This is a genomic window from Mycolicibacterium sp. 624 (assembly GCF_040548615.1).
GTDB lineage: Bacteria > Actinomycetota > Actinomycetes > Mycobacteriales > Mycobacteriaceae > Mycobacterium.
Window position 1 is genome coordinate 961,397 of the sequence record NZ_JBEPRZ010000001.1, and the last position, 18,011, is coordinate 979,407.

General features: G+C 67.1%; 20 protein-coding genes and 1 pseudogene. 16 read left to right on the plus strand and 5 right to left on the minus strand.

Annotated features, from left to right (window positions below; all coding sequences use genetic code 11):
- The first annotated feature begins 139 nt into the window (after positions 1-139).
- From ABIA65_RS04340 to ABIA65_RS04380, 9 genes are all read left to right on the plus strand, one after another.
- A complete protein-coding gene (locus ABIA65_RS04340) occupies positions 140-1,621 on the plus strand; it encodes an APC family permease (protein ID WP_241402139.1) in 1,482 nt (493 codons plus the stop codon).
- The gene (locus tag ABIA65_RS04345; RefSeq protein ID WP_354522745.1) at positions 1,614-2,312 is read left to right on the plus strand and encodes an SDR family NAD(P)-dependent oxidoreductase; all 699 of its coding nucleotides are present in this window, start codon (positions 1,614-1,616) and stop codon (positions 2,310-2,312) included. The genes ABIA65_RS04340 and ABIA65_RS04345 overlap by 8 nt, the downstream gene beginning before the upstream one ends.
- On the plus strand, positions 2,309-3,073 hold the full coding sequence (locus ABIA65_RS04350) for an SDR family NAD(P)-dependent oxidoreductase (RefSeq protein ID WP_354522746.1): 765 nt from the start codon (positions 2,309-2,311) through the stop codon (positions 3,071-3,073). Before ABIA65_RS04345 ends, ABIA65_RS04350 begins: the two co-directional genes overlap by 4 nt.
- Complete coding sequence (gene speB / locus ABIA65_RS04355; protein WP_354522747.1) at positions 3,070-4,056, plus strand: agmatinase; 987 nt, start codon at positions 3,070-3,072, stop codon at positions 4,054-4,056. Before ABIA65_RS04350 ends, speB begins: the two co-directional genes overlap by 4 nt.
- A complete protein-coding gene (locus ABIA65_RS04360; RefSeq protein ID WP_241402135.1) occupies positions 4,053-4,916 on the plus strand; it encodes a polysaccharide deacetylase family protein in 864 nt (287 codons plus the stop codon). Before speB ends, ABIA65_RS04360 begins: the two co-directional genes overlap by 4 nt.
- Before the next feature lie 58 nt (positions 4,917-4,974).
- Complete coding sequence (locus ABIA65_RS04365) at positions 4,975-5,466, plus strand: DinB family protein (RefSeq protein ID WP_241402134.1); 492 nt, start codon at positions 4,975-4,977, stop codon at positions 5,464-5,466.
- Positions 5,467-5,529: 63 nt separating this feature from the next.
- Positions 5,530-6,186, plus strand: coding sequence for a biotin transporter BioY (locus ABIA65_RS04370; protein WP_241402133.1), 657 nt, complete (start codon positions 5,530-5,532; stop codon positions 6,184-6,186).
- Positions 6,179-6,889, plus strand: coding sequence for an energy-coupling factor ABC transporter ATP-binding protein (locus ABIA65_RS04375; RefSeq protein ID WP_354522748.1), 711 nt, complete (start codon positions 6,179-6,181; stop codon positions 6,887-6,889). Before ABIA65_RS04370 ends, ABIA65_RS04375 begins: the two co-directional genes overlap by 8 nt.
- The gene (locus tag ABIA65_RS04380) at positions 6,886-7,488 is read left to right on the plus strand and encodes an energy-coupling factor transporter transmembrane component T family protein (RefSeq protein WP_241402131.1); all 603 of its coding nucleotides are present in this window, start codon (positions 6,886-6,888) and stop codon (positions 7,486-7,488) included. Before ABIA65_RS04375 ends, ABIA65_RS04380 begins: the two co-directional genes overlap by 4 nt.
- Before the next feature lie 22 nt (positions 7,489-7,510).
- Here ABIA65_RS04380 and ABIA65_RS04385 read toward each other — a convergent pair whose 3' ends face one another.
- The gene (locus ABIA65_RS04385) at positions 7,511-8,173 is read right to left on the minus strand and encodes an SDR family oxidoreductase (protein ID WP_354522749.1); all 663 of its coding nucleotides are present in this window, start codon (positions 8,171-8,173) and stop codon (positions 7,511-7,513) included.
- Positions 8,174-8,414: 241 nt separating this feature from the next.
- Here ABIA65_RS04385 and ABIA65_RS04390 point away from each other — a divergent pair, with 241 nt between their 5' ends.
- Positions 8,415-8,573 (plus strand): hypothetical protein, encoded by a 159-nt coding sequence (locus ABIA65_RS04390; RefSeq protein WP_354522750.1) that lies wholly within the window; start codon positions 8,415-8,417, stop codon positions 8,571-8,573.
- A 6-nt stretch (positions 8,574-8,579) separates the two neighbouring features.
- Positions 8,580-8,693 (plus strand): annotated as a pseudogene (locus tag ABIA65_RS04395) (aldo/keto reductase); the annotation flags it as partial.
- Positions 8,694-8,697: 4 nt separating this feature from the next.
- On the opposite strand, the gene ABIA65_RS04400 reads toward ABIA65_RS04395, so the two are convergent.
- Positions 8,698-9,873 carry an acyltransferase family protein gene (locus ABIA65_RS04400; RefSeq protein ID WP_354522751.1) on the minus strand — a complete coding sequence of 392 codons (1,176 nt, stop codon included), beginning with the start codon at positions 9,871-9,873 and terminating at the stop codon, positions 8,698-8,700.
- A 292-nt stretch (positions 9,874-10,165) separates the two neighbouring features.
- On the opposite strand from ABIA65_RS04400, the gene ABIA65_RS04405 reads away from it, so the two are divergent.
- From ABIA65_RS04405 to ABIA65_RS04420, 4 genes are all read left to right on the plus strand, one after another.
- Entirely contained in the window at positions 10,166-11,491 is a 1,326-nt protein-coding gene (locus ABIA65_RS04405; RefSeq protein WP_354522752.1) for a S1C family serine protease, read from the plus strand.
- Positions 11,492-11,565: 74 nt separating this feature from the next.
- A complete protein-coding gene (locus ABIA65_RS04410) occupies positions 11,566-11,904 on the plus strand; it encodes an ArsR/SmtB family transcription factor (RefSeq protein ID WP_354522753.1) in 339 nt (112 codons plus the stop codon).
- Positions 11,905-11,987: 83 nt separating this feature from the next.
- The gene (locus tag ABIA65_RS04415) at positions 11,988-12,485 is read left to right on the plus strand and encodes an SRPBCC family protein (RefSeq protein WP_354522754.1); all 498 of its coding nucleotides are present in this window, start codon (positions 11,988-11,990) and stop codon (positions 12,483-12,485) included.
- 70 nt (positions 12,486-12,555) lie between these two features.
- Positions 12,556-13,395, plus strand: coding sequence for an SDR family oxidoreductase (locus tag ABIA65_RS04420; protein ID WP_354522756.1), 840 nt, complete (start codon positions 12,556-12,558; stop codon positions 13,393-13,395).
- 10 nt (positions 13,396-13,405) lie between these two features.
- Here the strand turns inward: ABIA65_RS04420 and ABIA65_RS04425 are convergent, their stop codons facing one another.
- The 3 genes from ABIA65_RS04425 to ABIA65_RS04435 form a co-directional block, all read right to left on the minus strand.
- The gene (locus tag ABIA65_RS04425; RefSeq protein ID WP_354522758.1) at positions 13,406-14,326 is read right to left on the minus strand and encodes a class I SAM-dependent methyltransferase; all 921 of its coding nucleotides are present in this window, start codon (positions 14,324-14,326) and stop codon (positions 13,406-13,408) included.
- Positions 14,327-14,478: 152 nt separating this feature from the next.
- Positions 14,479-15,126, minus strand: a complete 648-nt coding sequence (locus tag ABIA65_RS04430) for an LppA family lipoprotein (protein WP_354522759.1) — start codon at positions 15,124-15,126, stop codon at positions 14,479-14,481.
- Positions 15,123-16,652 carry an alpha/beta hydrolase gene (locus ABIA65_RS04435; RefSeq protein ID WP_354522760.1) on the minus strand — a complete coding sequence of 510 codons (1,530 nt, stop codon included), beginning with the start codon at positions 16,650-16,652 and terminating at the stop codon, positions 15,123-15,125. The genes ABIA65_RS04430 and ABIA65_RS04435 overlap by 4 nt, the downstream gene beginning before the upstream one ends.
- Before the next feature lie 169 nt (positions 16,653-16,821).
- On the opposite strand from ABIA65_RS04435, the gene ABIA65_RS04440 reads away from it, so the two are divergent.
- A complete protein-coding gene (locus tag ABIA65_RS04440; RefSeq protein WP_241402120.1) occupies positions 16,822-18,006 on the plus strand; it encodes a glycoside hydrolase 5 family protein in 1,185 nt (394 codons plus the stop codon).
- The last annotated feature ends 5 nt before the right edge of the window (positions 18,007-18,011 follow it).

Genomic DNA, 18,011 nt, shown 5'->3' on the forward strand with positions numbered 1-18,011 from the left:
GCGGGCCAAAGCATTGTGCGATCGTCCAATGCCAGGCCTCGGCGCGGTGGGATCTCTGCGTGTTCGGCTCAACTGCTGGCGCATGCGCTGAGCTGGCGTGATAGTTCCTGCCAGTAGCGCACCGAGTAGGGAGCAGCACATGTCGTCATCTGTCAGTACCGGGGAGCAGTCTCAGCAGCTGCGCCGCGAGTTCTCGTTGTGGTCGGCGTTCGCATTTGCGTTCGCCTTCATCTCGCCGATCGTTGCCCTCTACGGCATCTTCGGTCTGGCACTCTCGGCAGCGGGGCCCAGCTTCTGGTGGGGCTTCCTGTTGGTTTTCGGCGGCCAGCTCCTGGTTGCGCTGGTGTTCGCCACCCTGGTGTCGCGCTGGCCGCTGGAGGGTTCGATCTACCAGTGGTCACGCCGACTACTCGGCACGACCTACGGGTGGTTCGCCGGCTGGGTCTACATGTGGACGCTGGTGATCGCGATGGCCACCGTGGCGCTCGGCGCGGCGGGCTTCATCGCCAACATCTTCGGGATGGAGACGCCGTCGGGTGGCACGCTCGCGATGATCGCGTTGGTAATCCTGCTGGCCGGTACCGGGGTCAACCTGGTCGGTCGACGGGCGCTGAAGATCTTCATGGTCGGCAGCATCATCGCCGAGGTGATCGGGTCGTTCGTGCTGGGCACCTGGCTGCTGCTGTTCCACCGGCAGAACTCGCTCTCGGTGCTGTTCACCGGCGGTGGCCCGGACATGGACACCCTGGCGTATCTGACCGGTCCGTTCATGCTGGCGGTCGCCTTCATCGGCTGGTCGTTCGTCGGCTTCGAGAGTGCCGGCTCCATCGCCGAGGAAGTGCACGAGCCGCGCCGCGACCTGCCCAAGGCGGTGCTGTTCTCGCTGGCGTTCATCGCGCTCGTGGTGGCCTACTCCAGCCTGGCGATCATCCTGGCGATCCCGGATCTGGGCGCAGTGGCCGAGGGCGCGGTATCCGATCCGGTGTACGACACCCTCACCACCGCGCTGGGCCACGGCGTCGCGAAACCCGTTGAAGTGCTGTTCGTGATCGGCTTCCTGGCCAGCTTCCTGGCCCTGCAGACCTCGGCATCACGCGTCATCTGGGCCTACGCCCGCGACGGAGCACTGCCCGCATCGGCAACGCTGGTCCGGCTGCGCGGCAAGGCCCGCATCCCCACGGTGGCGATCCTGATCACCACGGTGGTCGGTAGCGGCCTGTTCCTGCTCAGCATCGTCGCCGGCGATATCTACTCGCTGATGGTCAACTTCACCGCAGGCGGCTTCTACCTGGCCTTCCTGTTCCCGCTGATCGGGTTCCTCGTGGCGCTGCTCCGCGGCGCCTGGACCCCCGCGAAGTTCTCGCTGGGCCGCGCGACGCTCCCGGTGGCTCTCGTGGCCGTGGTGTGGGCGGCGCTGCAGTTCCTCAACATCGCTTGGCCGCGCGCGGCTTTCGAGCAGCGCTACCTGGACTGGTCGGTCTGGATCGGCGTTGCGGTGCTGGGTGTGATCGGCGCGCTGCTGCTGGCGAGTGTTCGGTCGCGGATCACGGGTACCTCCGTGGTCGACGACATCGAAGCCCAGGACGAACAGGCCGACGATCGGGCGCTGGCCAATGAGTGAACAACCCGTAGCCCTGGTGACCGGTGGCGCAAGCGGTATCGGTGCGGCCGTCGTCGACGCGCTGGCCGGACGCGGGTTCGCCGTCGGCTGCCTCGACCTCACCGGGTCGTCGAATACCGCGGAACACACTGTGGCTGTCGATGTCTCGGATGCCGCAGCGGTCAGCGCCGCGGTGGCGCAGGTCCGCGAGAGGCTCGGGCCCATCAGCGCCGTCGTGACATCGGCGGGCTACTACGAGATGGCGCCGGTCACCGATATCAGCGCCGACGCGTGGCGCCGGATGCTGCGCGTTCATCTGGGTGGCCTGGTGAACGTGGCGCGGGCGACACTGCCCGACCTCATCGACCGGCGTGGGGCGCTCGTCGCGGTGGCCAGCGAACTGGCCGTCGGCGGTGGTGACGGCGACGCGCACTACGCGGCGGCGAAGGGTGCGATCCTGGGAATGGTCAGAAGCCTCGCCGCCGAGGTCGCCGGGCAAGGTGTGCGGGTCAACTGCGTGGCACCGGGGCCAACCGACACGCCGCTGCTGGCGGCCGACTCACCCTGGCGCGCAACCGAATACCTCTCGACGCTGCCACTACGGCGGCTGGCGACCCCGCATGAGGTCGCACGCTGCGTCGAATACCTGTTGTGCGATGCGACATTCAGCGTCGGCGAGGTCGTCAACGTCAACTCCGGAGCCGTCATATGAGCACCAATCTGAAGGGGCGGGTCGCCCTGGTCACCGGCGCCGCGCAGGGTATGGGCGCCGCCCACGCCAGGCGACTGGCCGCTGCCGGGGCCACGGTGGCCGTCAACGACATCCGCGACAGCGCGCAACTGCAGGCGCTGGCCGACGAGATCGGCGGCCTCACCGCGCCGGGTGATGTGTCCGACGCGGGCGAGTGCCGGCGCATCGCCGATGAGGTCGCGCGGGTGAGCGGCCGCCTCGACATTCTGGTGGCCAACCACGCCTACATGACCATGGCACCGCTGGCCGACCACGACGACACCGACTGGTGGAAGGTGGTCGACACCAACCTGGGTGGCACGTTCTTCCTGGTGCAGGCGGTCCTCCCGCACATGCGCGCCGCGGGCGCCGGGCGCATCGTGGTGATAACCAGCGAGTGGGGTGTCATCGGATGGCCGGAGGCGACGGCCTACTCGGCCGCGAAGTCGGGCCTGATCTCGTTGGTCAAGACACTCGGTCGCGAGCTGGCCTCCGAGCACATCATCGTCAACGCCGTCGCGCCGGGAGTCACCGACACCCCGCAGCTGCAGGTGGACGCCGACGCCGCGGGTATCGAACTGGCCGCGATGCACCAGCGGTACGCGTCCTCGATCCCGCTGGGCCGCATCGGGTCTCCCGACGAGGTGGCCGCAGCGGTCGAGCTATTGTCCGACTTCGATCTGGAGTCGGTTGTCGGTCAGGTCATCTCGTGCAATGGCGGCTCGACACGGTCGAGAGCATGACGGAGGGAAAGAACGTGTACAGCCAACCGTATGTGGAGTCGGCGGCAGGAGTGCTGGGCCAGGTCGACGCGCAGGCAGTCCCGCGCTACGCGGGCTTCGGGACCTTCGCGCGGCTACCGCAGCGCCACGAGGTCGGCGACTACGACATCGCGGTGGTGGGGGTGCCCTTCGACAGCGGCGTGACCTACCGTCCGGGCGCACGCTTCGGGCCCGCCGCGATCCGTCAGGCCTCCCGGCTGCTGAAGCCGTACAACCCCGCGCTTGACGTATCGCCGTTCGCCTCTGCCCAGGTCGTCGACGCCGGCGACATCGCAGCCAACCCGTTCGACATCACCACCGCGGTCGAAGAGATCCGCGACGGGATCCTGGGACTGGTCACCCGCCCCGAACAGCGCTTCGTGCTGCTCGGCGGTGATCACACCATCGCACTGCCCGCCCTGCAGGCCATCAATCAGGTGCACGGGCCGGTCGCGTTGGTGCACTTCGACGCTCACCTCGACACCTGGGACACGTACTTCGGGGCACCATGCACCCATGGCACGCCATTCCGGCGCGCCTCCGAGCAGGGGCTGTTGGTCAAGGACCGCTCCGCGCACGTCGGCATCCGCGGGTCGCTGTATGACCGTGCCGATCTCCTCGAGGACGCCGAACTCGGATTCACCGTGGTGCACTGCCGCGATATCGACCGCATCGGCGTCGACGGGGTCATCGAGCGCGTGCTCGAAAGAGTCGGCGAGCACCCGGTTTACGTGTCGATTGACATCGACGTCCTGGACCCGGCGTTCGCGCCAGGGACTGGAACACCCGAGATCGGCGGTATGACCAGCCGCGAGTTGGTCGCGGTGCTGCGGGCGATGCGTGACCTGAACATCGTCGGTGCCGACGTCGTGGAGGTCGCACCGGCCTACGACCAGGCCGAGGTGACGGCTGTCGCCGCGGCGAACCTCGCCTATGAGCTGATCAGCATGATGGTGAAGGCATGAGCGAAATACAGTGGCCCGACGGAAAGTCCGCGGCGGCGGCCTTCACCTTCGATGTCGACGCCGAGTCGGCGGTGCTGTGGAACAACGAGGCCGTCGGCGCCCGGATGAGCGTGATGAGCCACCAGGCCTACGGTCCGCTGGTCGGCATTCCCCGCATCCTGGATCTCCTTGAGCGGCACCAGATCGCGTCGACGTTCTTCGTGCCCGGTCACACCGCCGACCGCTACCCGCAGGCGATCCGCAGCATCGTCGCGGCTGGGCACGAGATCGCCCACCACGGGTATCTGCACGAGCAGCCCACCGCGCTGACCCTCGAGCAGGAGATCGACGTCATCGACCGGGGGCTGGCGGCGCTGGCCGATGTCGCCGGGGTGCGGCCCACCGGCTACCGGGCGCCGATGTGGGACCTGTCGTGGCGCACACCTGCCCTGCTGGCCGACCGCGGCTTCCTCTACGACTCGAGCCTGATGGACGCAGACCACCCCTACGAGCTGGCGGTCACGCCGGGCGCCGAGCGGTCGCTCGTCGAGATCCCGATCCAGTGGGCGCTCGACGACTGGGAGCAGTACTGCTTCCTGCCCGACATCTCCGGCAGCGGGCTGATCGAGAGCCCGCGCAAGGCGCGCGAGCTGTGGCAACTGGAGTTCGACGGTCTGCGTCGGGTCGGCGGCTGCTGGGTGCTCACCAACCATCCGTTCCTGACCGGGCGGACGTCACGCGCCGCCGAGCTCGACGACCTGATGCGCTACGTGCTCGAGCATGACGAGGTGTGGACCACCACCCTCGGCTCCATCGCCGAACATGTTCGAACACTGGGGCTCTCGCCGCGCTCGATCACCCCGCCCGACGTGCCGCGCTGAGCGAACCGACCCCGCCCCGCGGCGGTGCGCGGGCATGTCGGCGGACTACGGTGCCCGTATGCCGTTCTCAGACACCGAACCCGCCTGGACAGCGGACCTGCGCGGCCGCGTCGACGAGTTGATTGACGAGTATCGAGCGTCACTGCACGGATGCGTCGACGGGTTGAGTGAGGACGAGGCCCGGCTGCGGCTGGTGCCGTCGGCGACCACGCTGCTCGGTCTGCTCAAGCACGTGACCTACGTCGAGGGCGTGTGGTTCGACCAGGCCATCAGTGGCCGGTCCTACGCCGAGATCGGTATTGCAAGCACGCCCAGTGGGTCCTTCGCCCTCGCCAAGTCAGACACCATCGCCTCCGTCCAGGAAGCTCATCGTCGCCGGTGTGAGGCATCGCGCGCGACGATGGCCGAGCTAGCGCTCGACGCCATGGTTGACGGTCGCGGAGACCGACCGGTCTGGGCGCTTGCGCTGCAGGTGCTGCGGGAACTCGCGCAGCACGCCGGGCACGCCGACATCCTGCGTGAGCAGGTCCTGGCGAGACGTACCGCCTGACTGCGCGGTCGCAGCGCGCCCCGGCCGGCACACCCGATGCGACGGGCGACGATAATTCGCCGAATGGATGGCAAGGCGGACCCGTCGCCGACTGAGCACGACGGACAGTCGCGGGGGCGGGGCGCGCCCGGACGGTTCACCGTGACACCGGGGGATCTCACGCAGGCAGCGGTGTTCGCCGCGCTCATCGCCGCACTGGGCCTGCCGGGGACCATCACCATCGGCCCGAGCGGGGTGCCGATCACCGTGCAGACCCTCGGGGTGATGCTGGCCGGATCGATCCTCGGCCCGCGCAAGGGGGCTCTGGCCGTCGGACTGTTCGCGGTTCTGGCCATCGCCGGTCTGCCCATCCTGGCCGGCGCTCGCACGGGGCTGGTGTCACTGGCCTCCCCGACGGCCGGGTTCTTCGTCGGCTGGCTGCCCGCTGTGGTGGTCATCGGTGCCCTGAGCGCGCTCATGATGCCGCGCTATCGGGTCGGATGGGGGATCGTGATCAACGTTGTCGGCGGCATGGTGGTGATCTACACGTTCGGCACCCTGGGTCTGATGATCCGCACCGACCTGTCCTGGTGGGCGGCGCTATCGACGAACGGAATCTACGTGCCGGGAGATATCGCGAAGGCCGTCATCACGGCGTTTGTCGCCGCGCAGGTGCACCGTGCCCGGCCCGGCCTGATCGCCCCGTGGCGGCGGCGCCGCGCCAGTGCCGCCGATGGATGACGACACCGCCCCGGACGGCCCACCGGAGGGCATCGTCTTCGAGCGGGTGACGCACTCCTTCGGGGAACGCCAAGTCCTGCGGAACGTTTCGCTCACGTTGAGCGAGCGCCGGATCGGTGTGCTCGGCGCGAACGGAAGCGGCAAGTCGACCCTCGCGCGGATGGTCAACGGCCTGGTACTCCCCGACGATGGAGCGGTCCGCGTGCGTGGCCTGGACACCCGGCGATCGGCCCGCAAGGTCCGTCGCAACGTCGGCTTCGTCTTCACCGACCCCGACCGGCAGATCCTGATGCCGACGGTGGCCGAGGACATCGAGCTGTCGCTGTCACGTCACGGGCTGAGCCGGACCGAGCGCACCGACCGCACGCGGCGCGTGCTCGAGCGGTTCGGCCTCGCAGGCCACGCCGACCATCCGGCGCATCTGCTCTCGGGCGGCCAGAAGCAGCTCCTGGCGCTGGCCGCCGTGCTGGTCACCGAACCGCGCATCGTGGTCGCCGACGAACCGACCACGCTGCTCGACCTGCGCAACGCCCGGATGCTGCGTGCGGCATTCGCGACGCTGGACACGCAGCTCATCGTGGTGACCCATGACCTCGAGCTGATTGACGACTTCGATCGAGTGATCGTCCTCGATGAGGGGCAAGTTATCGCCGACGACGTGCCGTCGGTTGCGCTGGCGGCCTATCGAGAGCTCATGACATGACGGTGCTCGGGGTGTATCAGCCGGGGACGTCGGTGCTGCATCGGCTGCCGGCCGGTGTCAAACTCGTCGGACTCGGCGCGCTGATCGCGCTCATGTCGGTCCTGGTCGATTCGCCCACTGCCCTCGGCGTGGCCGCCGTCGGCGTGCTCGCCGTCGCCGCAACCGCGGGTATGCGCGTCAAAACCATTGTCGCGCAGCTGCGTCCGGTGCTCTGGGTCGTCGTCTTCATCTTCGGCTTCCAGCTGCTGTTCACCGACTGGCGTCGTGCGCTGGTCGTGTGCGGAACCCTATTACTGGCGGTGTCTCTCGCGGCGGTTGTCACCTCGAGTACTCGGACGACGGACATGCTCGCCGCCATGACCAGGGGAATGCGACCGCTGGCCAGGATCGGTTTTCCGGTCGAGCAGGTGGCGCTCGGGCTCGCTCTCGCCATCCGGTCGATACCGGTGATGATCGAGACGGTGCGCCAGGTGGAGGAGGCCCGCCGCGCGAGAGGTCTACGGTTCTCGCCCCGGATCGTGGTCGCCCCCGTGGTCGTCGCGGCCCTGCGCATCGCCGACGGCTTCGCCGAGGCGCTTATCGCGCGGGGTCTGGACTGAGGGTGCTCGTCGATCGCTGGGATCAGGCGGTCATGAGGTAGTCGGCGCCGCCGACGTAGACGATGCCAGACGGGTTCGGGGTGGTCGCGGCGTTGGCGATGGCCGCCGCGACGCTGACCGCTCCGTCGACCAGGTCGCCGGACACCACGGTGAGACGGACGCCGGCACGGTCGAACTCCGAGCGCATCGCGTACAGGGCGGTCTCGCCGGCGCGCTTGCTCGCCGCGACAGCCGAGTAACCCTTTGGCACCGCCTTGTGCGGGAAGAAGTGCGACTGGTGACTGGTGGCGAAGACGATGCGACCGCCGGCAGGCATCAGCGGCGTGGCCAGCAGTGCGAGGCGACGCTGGGCATCGCGGTTCAGGCGCATCGCGTAACCGGGGTCAGCACCCAGTTGGAGGCCGCCCGATGCGTTGAGGATCAGCGCGTCCAATCGCCCGAAGCGCGCCGCGATGGAGTCCATCATCGCCGCGGCAGCGGCCTCGTCGGAGATATCGGCGGCCAGCGTCGACGCCTGGCCGCCTGCGCTGCGGATGGCCGCCGCAATGGCCTCCGCACGTTGGGACTTCACCCGGTAGTTCACGATGACGTGGGTGTCGGCGCTGGCGAGCTGCCGCGCGACCTCGGCGCCGATCCCTCTGGATGCGCCGGTCACCAAGATGATCCGTGCAGGTCCGTGTGGCATATCGGGTTCCTTCCGTCAGTGCCGGTAACCGGCTCCGGTCGCAACCGTACACCCTTTTCTAAGGAAATTAAGGCATACATAAGATAACGATAAGGCTGCGGTCGATGGGTGCGTGCGTCGCGGTGAAGGTCGCCACATCCACCCAGCAAAGCGATCTGCCTGCAATAGATCGCGGCTCAGGCGCGTTGTGAATGGTGACCGCGAAGGTCCGTGAGTAATCGGCGAGTAAGAGGAGGCGAAAATGACGATTCAAGAGCGTGGCGCGATGAGTGGGAAGGCGGGCGTGACGCGCGTGAGTTCGTCGTGCGTGCAGGCGCGGCCTGTGCGTTCGCCTCGCGACCCTGCGGCGCGGCTGAGCGGTGACGTGGTGATCGTGCCCAAGGCGTTGACTCGGTGCTGAGGGAGTCTCACCTCAGAGCAACTCGCGGCGATCGACGCACTGGACACCGGCGTCCGCGGCGGCCCGGAGCCCGAGGTCATCACCCGCGAGAAGTTCGGCTTCCCCATCCCCGAGGCCTGAGGGATCAGATAGGTCGAGTCCAGCGATGCAGTAGCCAGGCCAGCGGAATCGTCATCGCCAGCGTGACGGCGAACAGCACCGGCATGGACCCGGTGAAGGCCGGCCACTGCAGCACGGTCGTCATCGCGACCTCCATCACGATCACGTGCAGCAGGAAGATCTCGTAGGAGATCTCGCCGAGCCACACGACGGGACGGGCGCCGAGGAATCGCCCGTATCCGCTGCCGCCACTGAGCACCAGCGGGGCCACGACGGCACACGCGAACGTGAGGTAGAGAGCCGACTTCACCAGCGGCTGCCAAGGGGTGACCTGCGCGAAGTTGACGTCCCCAGCGATCGGCGTCGACACGATCAGATAGCTGAGCACCGCCAGTGCACCGACGACGAGCCCATTGACCCGCGTCCCGACGGCCTGCAGCACGGCCAACGCCATTCCGCCGACGAAGTACAGCAGATGGGCCGGCAGCCACATGCCGGCCGAGCTGGGTAGCCATTCGCCTGCGTTCTGCAGCATCAGCCACACCGGCGTGATCGCGGCCAGGCCGGCCAAGCCGAGCAGTAGCAGCCCGGGCCGCCAAGCCCCCTTGCAGAGCACCCTCAACAACAACGCGGCGAGAAACGGAAGCGCGGCATAGAAGGCGAATTCAACGGCCAGGCTCCATGTTTGGGTCAGGCCCTGATGCATGACGAAGAAGTAGACCGGCTCATAGATCTGGGTCAGGGTGAGATGCTCCAGCAGGCCCAGCCACGTGTGGCCGGGATTGGGCCCGGCGTCCCGGAACTCATACAGCAGGAACGCCACCAACACGGTCACGACATAGGCCGGCAGGACACGTCGCACGCGGCGATGCGCGTATCGGCTCACCGACGGTGACCGCGTCCCGTTCGCCGCGGCTCGTACCCACGGGCGGAACAACAGGAATCCCGACAGGACGAAGAAGACCGGGACGCCCACCTCCAAATGCGCGTAGAGCGACCCGATGTAGCCATGTGTCAGCTGGCCCGTGCCATAGGCGGCGTGAGTTCCGAGAATCAGCAGCGCGGCGACCGCGCGCAGTCCGGTGAGCGAGGCCGTGCGGTCCCCACGCGTGTCTGAGGCGGAGATCGTGCGCACGGGGGTCGCGTCAACGCTGAAACCGGGTATCCACCCGTCCGCGACGACCGCCTGAGACTGCACCATGCGAGCGGACTATACGCGCAGAGTAACGAACCAATCACGTTCGTTCGACGTGGGGTGACCAAGGTAACTGAACGCCCCGGTTCGCGCAATCCTCGTAAAGAACTGCAGCACATGGTGTTCGACCCTCAACGCGGTGGCGCAGGCACCGATCAGGCTCCTGCGCAGCGCAATTCCGGACCAGGCAAAGTCTTGGATTCCGCAAGGGGATCTCTCAGTGAGGTCTCAGGCGGGCGGAGGAAACTGGCAGTTAAGCAACTGCGCTATTTGAGGATTGAGGAAGCGAACACACCATATGACGAACCCCACGTGGTACCCCCCGCAGCAACCGGCGCGCGGCGTGAATCCGCCGACTGGACCACAGTACCGGTCGGAGGAGTCCTATCGATCCCCCTATGACTGGCGGTACGCACAGCAGCCGCCACCGTCCGCCCGCGATTCGTATCGTGGTGCGCATCAGTCGTTTTCAACTCCACCCGTGACGCACCCGCGCAAGCGATCTCGCCTGGGCGTCGTGATGATCGGCGGGGCCGTCGCGGTAGCGGTGGTGGGCGGTGGGATTGGTGCGGCCGCATTCGCCGGCTCGCCAGATCGCTCAGCCGACGTGCAGATCGCGGCAGCGCCAACCCCTCCCGGAGTCACGGCGGCAAGCGCGCCCGCCGGGTCAGTGGAGCAGGTGGCCGCGAAGGTGATGCCCAGTGTCGTCAAGCTGCAGGTCGACATGGGTAACCAGAGTGGCGAGGGGTCGGGCGTCGTGCTCACCTCCGATGGCCTGATTCTCACCAACAACCACGTCGTGGCGGACGCCGCCGACGGTGGCGCCGCGAGCCCGTCGGCCATGAGGGGCGGTGGCGCCGTGCGGGCCACGGTCACGTTCGCCGATGGTCAGACTGTGCCGTTCAGCGTGGTCGGTACCGACCCGTCCGGCGATATCGCCGTCGTTCGCGCCCAGGGGGTCTCGGGCCTGACGCCGATCACGATGGGTTCGTCGGCCGATGTGCGGGTCGGCCAGGACGTGGTCGCGATTGGCTCACCGCTGGGTCTGCAGGGAACAGTGACAACGGGCATCATCAGCGCCCTTGATCGCCCCGTCGCTGCCGGTGGTCCCTCCAGCGGGCAGGGTTCGGTACTCGACGCCATCCAGACCGACGCCGCGATCAACCCGGGTAACTCAGGCGGCGCGCTGGTGAACATGAAAGGCGAACTGATCGGCGTGAATTCGGCGATCGCGACGCTCGGTGGCGGTGGGCAGGGATCTGGCGGTGCGCCGAGTGGCTCCATTGGACTCGGCTTCGCGATACCCGTCGATCAGGCGAGCCGCATCGCCAAGGAGCTGGTATCCACCGGCACGGCCACCCACGGTTCATTGGGCGTGCAACTCAGCAGTGACACCAGCGCACGCGGTGCGTCGATCGCCGAGGTGGTCGACGGAAGCCCCGCTGCGGCCGCGGGCCTGCCAAGCGGCGCGATCATCACCAAGGTCGACCAGCGTGTGATCGACGGGCCGGAGGCGCTTGTCGCAGCGGTGCGTTCAAAGGCGGCGGGTGACACCGTCACGCTCACCTATCTCGACCAATCCGGTGCGTCACAGAGCGCTGAGGTCACTCTCGGTCAGGCCTGACACGAACGGCGCGTGCCCTAGAGGGGACGACGTATTCCTTGACAGGAATATGTCGTCCCCTCTACCTTTGTGCTGTGCAGGCGACGATCTTCGGGGCCCTAGGTGAGCCGACTCGTCTGAGGATCGTCGAGTTGTTGCGGGATGGACCGATGTCGGTCGGTGAGATCGCCGAGGTGCTCGAGGTTCGTCAGCCGCAGGTCAGCAAACATCTTCGGGTACTTGGGGATTCGGGGATCGTCACCGGTGAGGCGCTGGCTCGGCGACGGATCTACCACCTTGAGGCGCAACCGTTCGAGGAGGTCGGGCACTGGGTCGAGTCGTTCGAACGATTGTGGGAGAGCCGGCTCGACTCGTTGGGCAGCTATCTCGCTTCCATGACAGGCGAAAGGACACGCAATGACACAGAAGACTGATCGAGGCGGCGACGCTGCGGTCACGGACGAGATCGCCGAGATCGTCACGCGAGCCGTCGGCTGAACACGGACTGGAGAGCATCATGATCATGCAACTGTTCAAGAAGACAAAGGATTTCAGCCTCGAGCGCTCATATCAGGCGCCGATAGCACTGGTGTGGGATGCGTGGACGCAGGCCGACATGCTGCGGCAGTGGTGGGGCCCGGAGAAGACGTTCGTACCCGAATGCCGGATCGACCCGCGGGTCGGTGGCGAGATCTACGTCGTCATGGAGGCGGGCGAGGGGATGGGCAAGTATCAGGGCACGCGATGGCCCATGGCAGGCACGTTCACCCGCACCGAGCCGACGTCCAGGCTGTCCTACGACGCCCGTTCGTGGACCGAGGGCGAGGAGGAGGGATCGACGATCCACCACGTCAACGACGTGACGCTGACCGAGCGTGACGGCACGACGACCGTGGCGCTTCACGTCACGATCACGCAGATCGGTTCCAAGGCCAAGATGGCGGCATTCGGGATGAAGTGGGGCTACAAGGCGCAGTTCGACAAGCTCGAGCAGTACCTCACGGCACAGCCCTGACGGGCACCCGCGTGCGGTCTGGACTGAGCCCGCGACGCATTCGATAGCACGGCTAATATATGGTCCGAGCATGAGCAGAGTGGCGGTCATCACAGGCGGCGCGGGTGGCATGGGTCTGGCCACGGCCAAGATCGTCGGACGAGACCACACCGTCGTTCTCTGCGACGTCAGGCAGGACCGCCTTGAACAGGCGTTGGCCGCGCTCAAGGACGACGGCATCAGCGCGACGGCCATCAACTGCGATGTCACCGACCGTGCGGCGGTCGCCCGGCTGTTCGAGGCCGCCGCCGGCTTCGGGACCCTCCACTCGGTCATCCACACCGCGGGTGTGAGCCCCAGCATGGGCGACGCCGAGTACGTGATGAGAACCAACGCGGTCGGCACGGTCAACGTCAACGAGATCTTCTTCGACATCGCCGCGGTGGGTTCCGCCATCGTCAACGTCGCGTCGATGGCGGCCCACATGCTGCCCGAGGAGATGATCCCGACGGGGCAGTTCCCGCAGGCCCTCCAGGACGCCGACGCCTTCATGAGCGACATGAGCAGCGCCTGCAACACGATTCCCGAGGAGGCGCGATCGGGCTTCGCCTACGCCGTGAGCAAGAGCTTCGTCAGGTGGTACAGCACGTCGCAGGCCGAGAGGTTCAACACCCGAGGGCTGCGCATCGTCTCGGTCTCCCCGGGTTCCGTCGAGACCGAGATGGGCAAGTTGGAGGCAGACGTCGGGGCCGGGGCGATGGTCGCCGACTTCGCGGTTCCGCGATGGGGCACGCCGGAGGAGATGGCGGCACTGCTGGCCTTCTGCGTCAGCGATCAGGCCGGTTACCTCACCGGCACCGACATCCTCAACGACGGCGGCGTTATCGCCTCGATGCGAGAGCGCGCCAGGGTGGCTGCACAAGGCAGTTGAGCTGTGGCCCCTAGACTTTCGGCCGGTACCCGCTGACGTAGACGATCTCACCGAGCGGGTCGTCGACATCGGCGAACTCGGGCAGCGGCACGCCATGCCGGGCGAACAACTCCGGGCGGGGCACACCGGTGATGTGCCAACCCAGAGACGTCAGATAGTCCATGACGTGGGTGCGTTCGCCGTGGTAGATCAGTGAGGGCATGTCGAGATCCAGCCCGTACTCGCGCATCTTCGCGGAGTCGGCGCGGGCCTTGTCGGCGTCGAAGTTCCTCAGACCCGGCACGTACTCCGTCGCAACGGTGCTTCCCGGCGCGCTCAACTCGGTGATGTTGTCGAACAACAGATCCTGGGCCTCGGAGGGCAGGTAGATGAGCAGACCCTCCGCGCACCACGCGGTCGGCTGCGTGACATCGAAGCCGGCAGCCCGAAGCGCGGCCGGCCAGTCCTCGCGCAGGTCGATCGCCACCGTGCGCCGGTCCGCCGTCGGCTCCGCACCGATGCCGGCCAGCGTGGTGGTCTTGAACTCGATGACGGCGGGCTGATCGATCTCGTAGACGACCGTGCCCTGCGGCCACGGCAGCCGGTAGGCGCGCGAGTCGAGTCCGGACGCCAGGATGACTGCCTGGCGGATGCCACCACGGGTGGAGTCCGCGAAGTAATCATCGAAGAACCTTGTGCGCAGGGCCATCTCGTCGATGCGGGCCTGCATGGTGGCGGCCGACGCCGGATCGATCGCGGTTATATCGACGTCACCGTCGACCAGCTTGCTGAAGAACTCGATACCCACTGCGCGTACCAGCGGCGCCGCGAACGGATCGTCGATCAGGCCTCGGCCGTCCCGACTCGCGACGGCGCGTCCGGCGGCCACCATCGTGGCGGTGGCGCCGACGCTCGATGCCAGGTCCCAGCTGTCGCCCTCGCTGCGTGCCATCATCGCTCCTGTTGGTCGGGTGAGATCGCTGTCGGTTTCGACGTTACTCAACCCGTCGAGCCCTGCCCGAAGACCGAGACCGACGAAACGGCTGCTTTTGAGCCAACGAGAGCAGCCATTTCGTTCGTCTCGTTCCCGAGACCGACGCAACACTAGGGGCTTGGCGCGGGCTCAGGCACGATCGGTGGTTCGGGCGGCAGCTGCCCGGCGGGGAGGTCCAGGACCCTCTGCATCAGGAAGCAGTCCCCGGTGATGTTGAGCGTGGCGAAGGTGATCTGCCCGATGTTGAACTCGTAGCCGTTGCCAGCCACGTTGTAGTCACGCTTGGTCTGCTCGTCGAACAACGACGAGTCGCCGACTGCCCCATAGGGAGCGGCCTCCTCACGCACGATGCCGGCGGCGATCGTGAACTCGGCTGCGGTGAACGTCCTGCCGAACGCGACGGTGTCGGCGTGGGGCCGCCGGGCGATGTCCCCGGTCAGCTTGTCGCACGAGGAACCCTCGCGGTTCATCCTCTGCAGATTGGGGTCATCTGTGAAGCGCCAGGTCTGGCCCGCGACGGCCGCGGCGATACGGTCTCCGATGACCCTGGCGGTGGCGTTGAGGCGTTGCCGCGCATCCTCAAACGATCCCTTGTCGCGCATACGGTCGATCAACGTGATCGCGTCGTCGCCCTTGACGGTCGTCGACTCGTGCGGGTTGTCGTTCAAGATGCACCCACCTATGAGAAGTGTCAGCATTCCGATCAGCGGTACCGTCACGAGTCGCCGCCAGATGCGCTTCTGTCGTTCATCGGTCATGAGATCGGGGTCTCCGTCACGGCGAGGTCGGGTCGATCGAGCAGGATCGTCGCCAGGTTGTACCCGGTCATCCGCTCGCCTGCATCGCGAGGGTAGTCCGAGTGGCCCTTGGCTTCAGTCTTGTACTCATAGTCGGGTATGGGTGTCGAGCCCGCCTCGGTTTCCAGATGCGGGAATCGGTAGCGGGGTGTCGCGTCGCCCTCGTTGATGACGTCGTTGGGATTGGAACCCCAGCCATGTAGGGGTGCAAGCGCCCCGACTGGATTGATCGGGTCGTCGGGGGCGCTCATCACCCAGAAGTTGTCATCGCGCATGCCCAGGTCAGCCGTCGATGAGGCCTGGAAACCCGGCGACCCGTACATCACCGCGTTCTCGACGTAGGCGCTGGCGCCGTCCTGCAGGGCGATGCCTGAGGTCAGCGAGCCGTAGGAGTGTGCGAACAACGCCGTGGTCTGATCCGGGTTGTGGGACGCGGAGTCGAGGTTCTGCAGGAAGGACGTCAGCTTAGGTGCGCCCGCCTGGGCGAGGTCGTCGGTGAGCACCTCCGCCGAGGTCAGACTGGGTGGGGGCTGATACCCGACCCAGGCGACGGTGGCCAGGTTCGTGCTCTCGCCGACCCTGGCGGCGACGGCCGCTGCCTCCTGGCGAAGGTCTGCGGCCTCGCGTGTCATGCCCTCGATCGCCCCGCGCGTGGTGCTGGAAACGCCCGGTACCGACACCGACACGTGATCGGCCGTGAACGGATCCCCCACGGAGGTGGCCGCGGGGATCATCTGGGAGGGGTCGTCCGGTTTCTCCAGGTAGACCAGATGAGAATCGGGGACCTTGAGGGCGTCCTGGATCGCGGCGATGTCGGCGAGCCGATCGGTCTTCACCTGTCCGTCGGGAAGCTGCTGGTACTCATGCAGCATCTCGGCCAATCGCTCGCGGTTCGCCCGGTCGATCGCCTCGATGTCCCCCGAGGACATGTCGGTCTTGTCGGCGCCCGCCTCGTCGCCTGCGGGTTCGTCCTCCCCCGGGGGCGCTGGCGACTCCTTGGACGTGAGGGCGTCGTACTCGCTCTTGAGACCCTTCAGCGATTCGGCGATGGTGTTCAGCTCCGCATTGGCACTCCGGACCACACCGCTGAGCTGTTCGAGCCCTCGGCTGGCGATCTGCGTGAGCACGGTCTCGCGTTGCCTGCCCGGCGGCACACTCGCGGCGGCATCAGTCACCCACTGGCGCACGCCGTCCAGATTGTGGCGACCGTTGGCGACGGCGCCTGCCGCCCGATCGACGTGCGCACCCAGCTGCCTGTCGAGCTCGGCCAGCCGGTCGAACACCATGCGGTGCTCGGTGTTTCTCCTGTCGTACGCCGTCGCCGCGCTACCCGACCAGTGCGATCCCGGCGCCGCCGCTGCCACCTGGGCGCCGAGCTGGCGCAACGTGGCGCTGGCATCGAACCGGGCGCCGCCAGCTGGCGTGCCCACCCCGAACGTCTCTCGTGCGCTGTTCCACGCCGCGTAGAACCCGTCGAGTGCGCTCATCGGCCACCGACCGCCGCCATGTCCTCAGTATCCCGTACGGGTGCACCCGGTCTTGACGGCAATTTCGGCCGTGTGTGATGCCGCACAGGACGCCCGGTTGTAGATGTGGCCGCGGATGGGTACGCATGGCGGCGATGGAGCACCGATCCCAAACTCGAAGGATTGCACCTTGTTACGCAACCCCAGACACATCGCCAGGGGAGACCGGGGCGACCACGTCCGGCGTCGAACCACGCTCAAGCTGCCGCTCCTGGCAGCAGCGGGCACGGCGCTGGCCAACGCACCCCGCGCGTCTGCCGCGCCCGCCCGGTGGTCGATCGAACGCGCCAACGACTGGTATCGAGAGCAGGGCTGGCTCGTCGGCGCGAACTACATCACCTCGAACGCGGTCAATCAGCTCGAGATGTTTCAGGCCGGCACGTTTGACCCGCAGCGCATCAACACCGAGTTGCGAGCGGCGCAGCAGCTCGGATTCAACACCGTGAGGGTCTTTCTCCACGACCTGCTCTGGGCCCAGGATCGCTCGGGCTTTCAACGTCGGCTCGCACAGTTCGTCGACATCGCGGCGCATCGCGGCATCAAACCGCTCTTCGTCTTCTTCGACTCCTGTTGGAATCCGATTCCCAGGCTGGGCCTACAGCCCGCGCCCCGACCCGGAGTGCACAACTCCGGCTGGGTGCAGAGCCCGGGGGCGGCGAAGCTCGACAACCCGGGTTACCTCGCCATCCTGTACGACTACGTGGTCGGCGTTATCGACCTCTTCCGCAACGATGACCGCGTCCTGGGCTGGGACCTGTGGAATGAGCCCGACAATCCCGCGAGCGAGTACCGCAAGGTCGAGCGGCAGGACAAACCGCAACTCGTCGCGTCGCTACTGCCCCATGTGTTCAAGTGGGCGCGCTCAGCCGATCCCGTTCAACCGCTGACCAGTGGCGTCTGGGAGGGGCCCTGGGGAGACCCCGGGCGTCGCAGCGACGTCGTGCGGATTCAACTCGAGAACTCCGACGTGATCACCTTTCACAGCTACGCCGCACCGCCCGAGTTCGAGGCACGCATCGCCGAACTCGCTCCGCTGCGGCGACCGATGCTGTGCACCGAGTACATGGCCCGGACCAAGGGCAGCTCCATCGAGGGAATCCTGCCCATCGCGAAGCGGCACAACGTCGGCGCCTACAACTGGGGTCTGGTGGCGGGGAAGACACAGACGTTTCTGCCATGGGACTCGTGGGCCCGCCCCTACACGGCGCCGCCTCGGGAGTGGTTTCACGACCTCCTGCAACCTGACGGACGGCCCTATCGGGACCACGAGGCCCACACGATCCGACAGTTGACTGCTAAGCCGGGGCCGCGCTGAACGCG

Coding starts and splice junctions, on each gene's coding strand:
- ABIA65_RS04350 (WP_354522746.1), top strand. CDS start 2,309: ATGAGCACCAATCTGAAGGGGCGGGTCGCCCTGGTCACCGGCGCCGCG.
- ABIA65_RS04385 (WP_354522749.1), bottom strand. CDS start 8,173: ATGCCACACGGACCTGCACGGATCATCTTGGTGACCGGCGCATCCAGA.
- ABIA65_RS04345 (WP_354522745.1), top strand. CDS start 1,614: ATGAGTGAACAACCCGTAGCCCTGGTGACCGGTGGCGCAAGCGGTATC.
- ABIA65_RS04420 (WP_354522756.1), top strand. CDS start 12,556: ATGAGCAGAGTGGCGGTCATCACAGGCGGCGCGGGTGGCATGGGTCTG.
- ABIA65_RS04430 (WP_354522759.1), bottom strand. CDS start 15,126: ATGACCGATGAACGACAGAAGCGCATCTGGCGGCGACTCGTGACGGTA.
- ABIA65_RS04390 (WP_354522750.1), top strand. CDS start 8,415: ATGACGATTCAAGAGCGTGGCGCGATGAGTGGGAAGGCGGGCGTGACG.
- ABIA65_RS04365 (WP_241402134.1), top strand. CDS start 4,975: ATGCCGTTCTCAGACACCGAACCCGCCTGGACAGCGGACCTGCGCGGC.
- ABIA65_RS04375 (WP_354522748.1), top strand. CDS start 6,179: ATGGATGACGACACCGCCCCGGACGGCCCACCGGAGGGCATCGTCTTC.
- ABIA65_RS04400 (WP_354522751.1), bottom strand. CDS start 9,873: ATGGTGCAGTCTCAGGCGGTCGTCGCGGACGGGTGGATACCCGGTTTC.
- ABIA65_RS04425 (WP_354522758.1), bottom strand. CDS start 14,326: ATGGCACGCAGCGAGGGCGACAGCTGGGACCTGGCATCGAGCGTCGGC.
- ABIA65_RS04380 (WP_241402131.1), top strand. CDS start 6,886: ATGACGGTGCTCGGGGTGTATCAGCCGGGGACGTCGGTGCTGCATCGG.
- speB (WP_354522747.1), top strand. CDS start 3,070: ATGACGGAGGGAAAGAACGTGTACAGCCAACCGTATGTGGAGTCGGCG.
- ABIA65_RS04405 (WP_354522752.1), top strand. CDS start 10,166: ATGACGAACCCCACGTGGTACCCCCCGCAGCAACCGGCGCGCGGCGTG.
- ABIA65_RS04340 (WP_241402139.1), top strand. CDS start 140: ATGTCGTCATCTGTCAGTACCGGGGAGCAGTCTCAGCAGCTGCGCCGC.
- ABIA65_RS04435 (WP_354522760.1), bottom strand. CDS start 16,652: ATGAGCGCACTCGACGGGTTCTACGCGGCGTGGAACAGCGCACGAGAG.
- ABIA65_RS04370 (WP_241402133.1), top strand. CDS start 5,530: ATGGATGGCAAGGCGGACCCGTCGCCGACTGAGCACGACGGACAGTCG.
- ABIA65_RS04360 (WP_241402135.1), top strand. CDS start 4,053: ATGAGCGAAATACAGTGGCCCGACGGAAAGTCCGCGGCGGCGGCCTTC.
- ABIA65_RS04415 (WP_354522754.1), top strand. CDS start 11,988: ATGATCATGCAACTGTTCAAGAAGACAAAGGATTTCAGCCTCGAGCGC.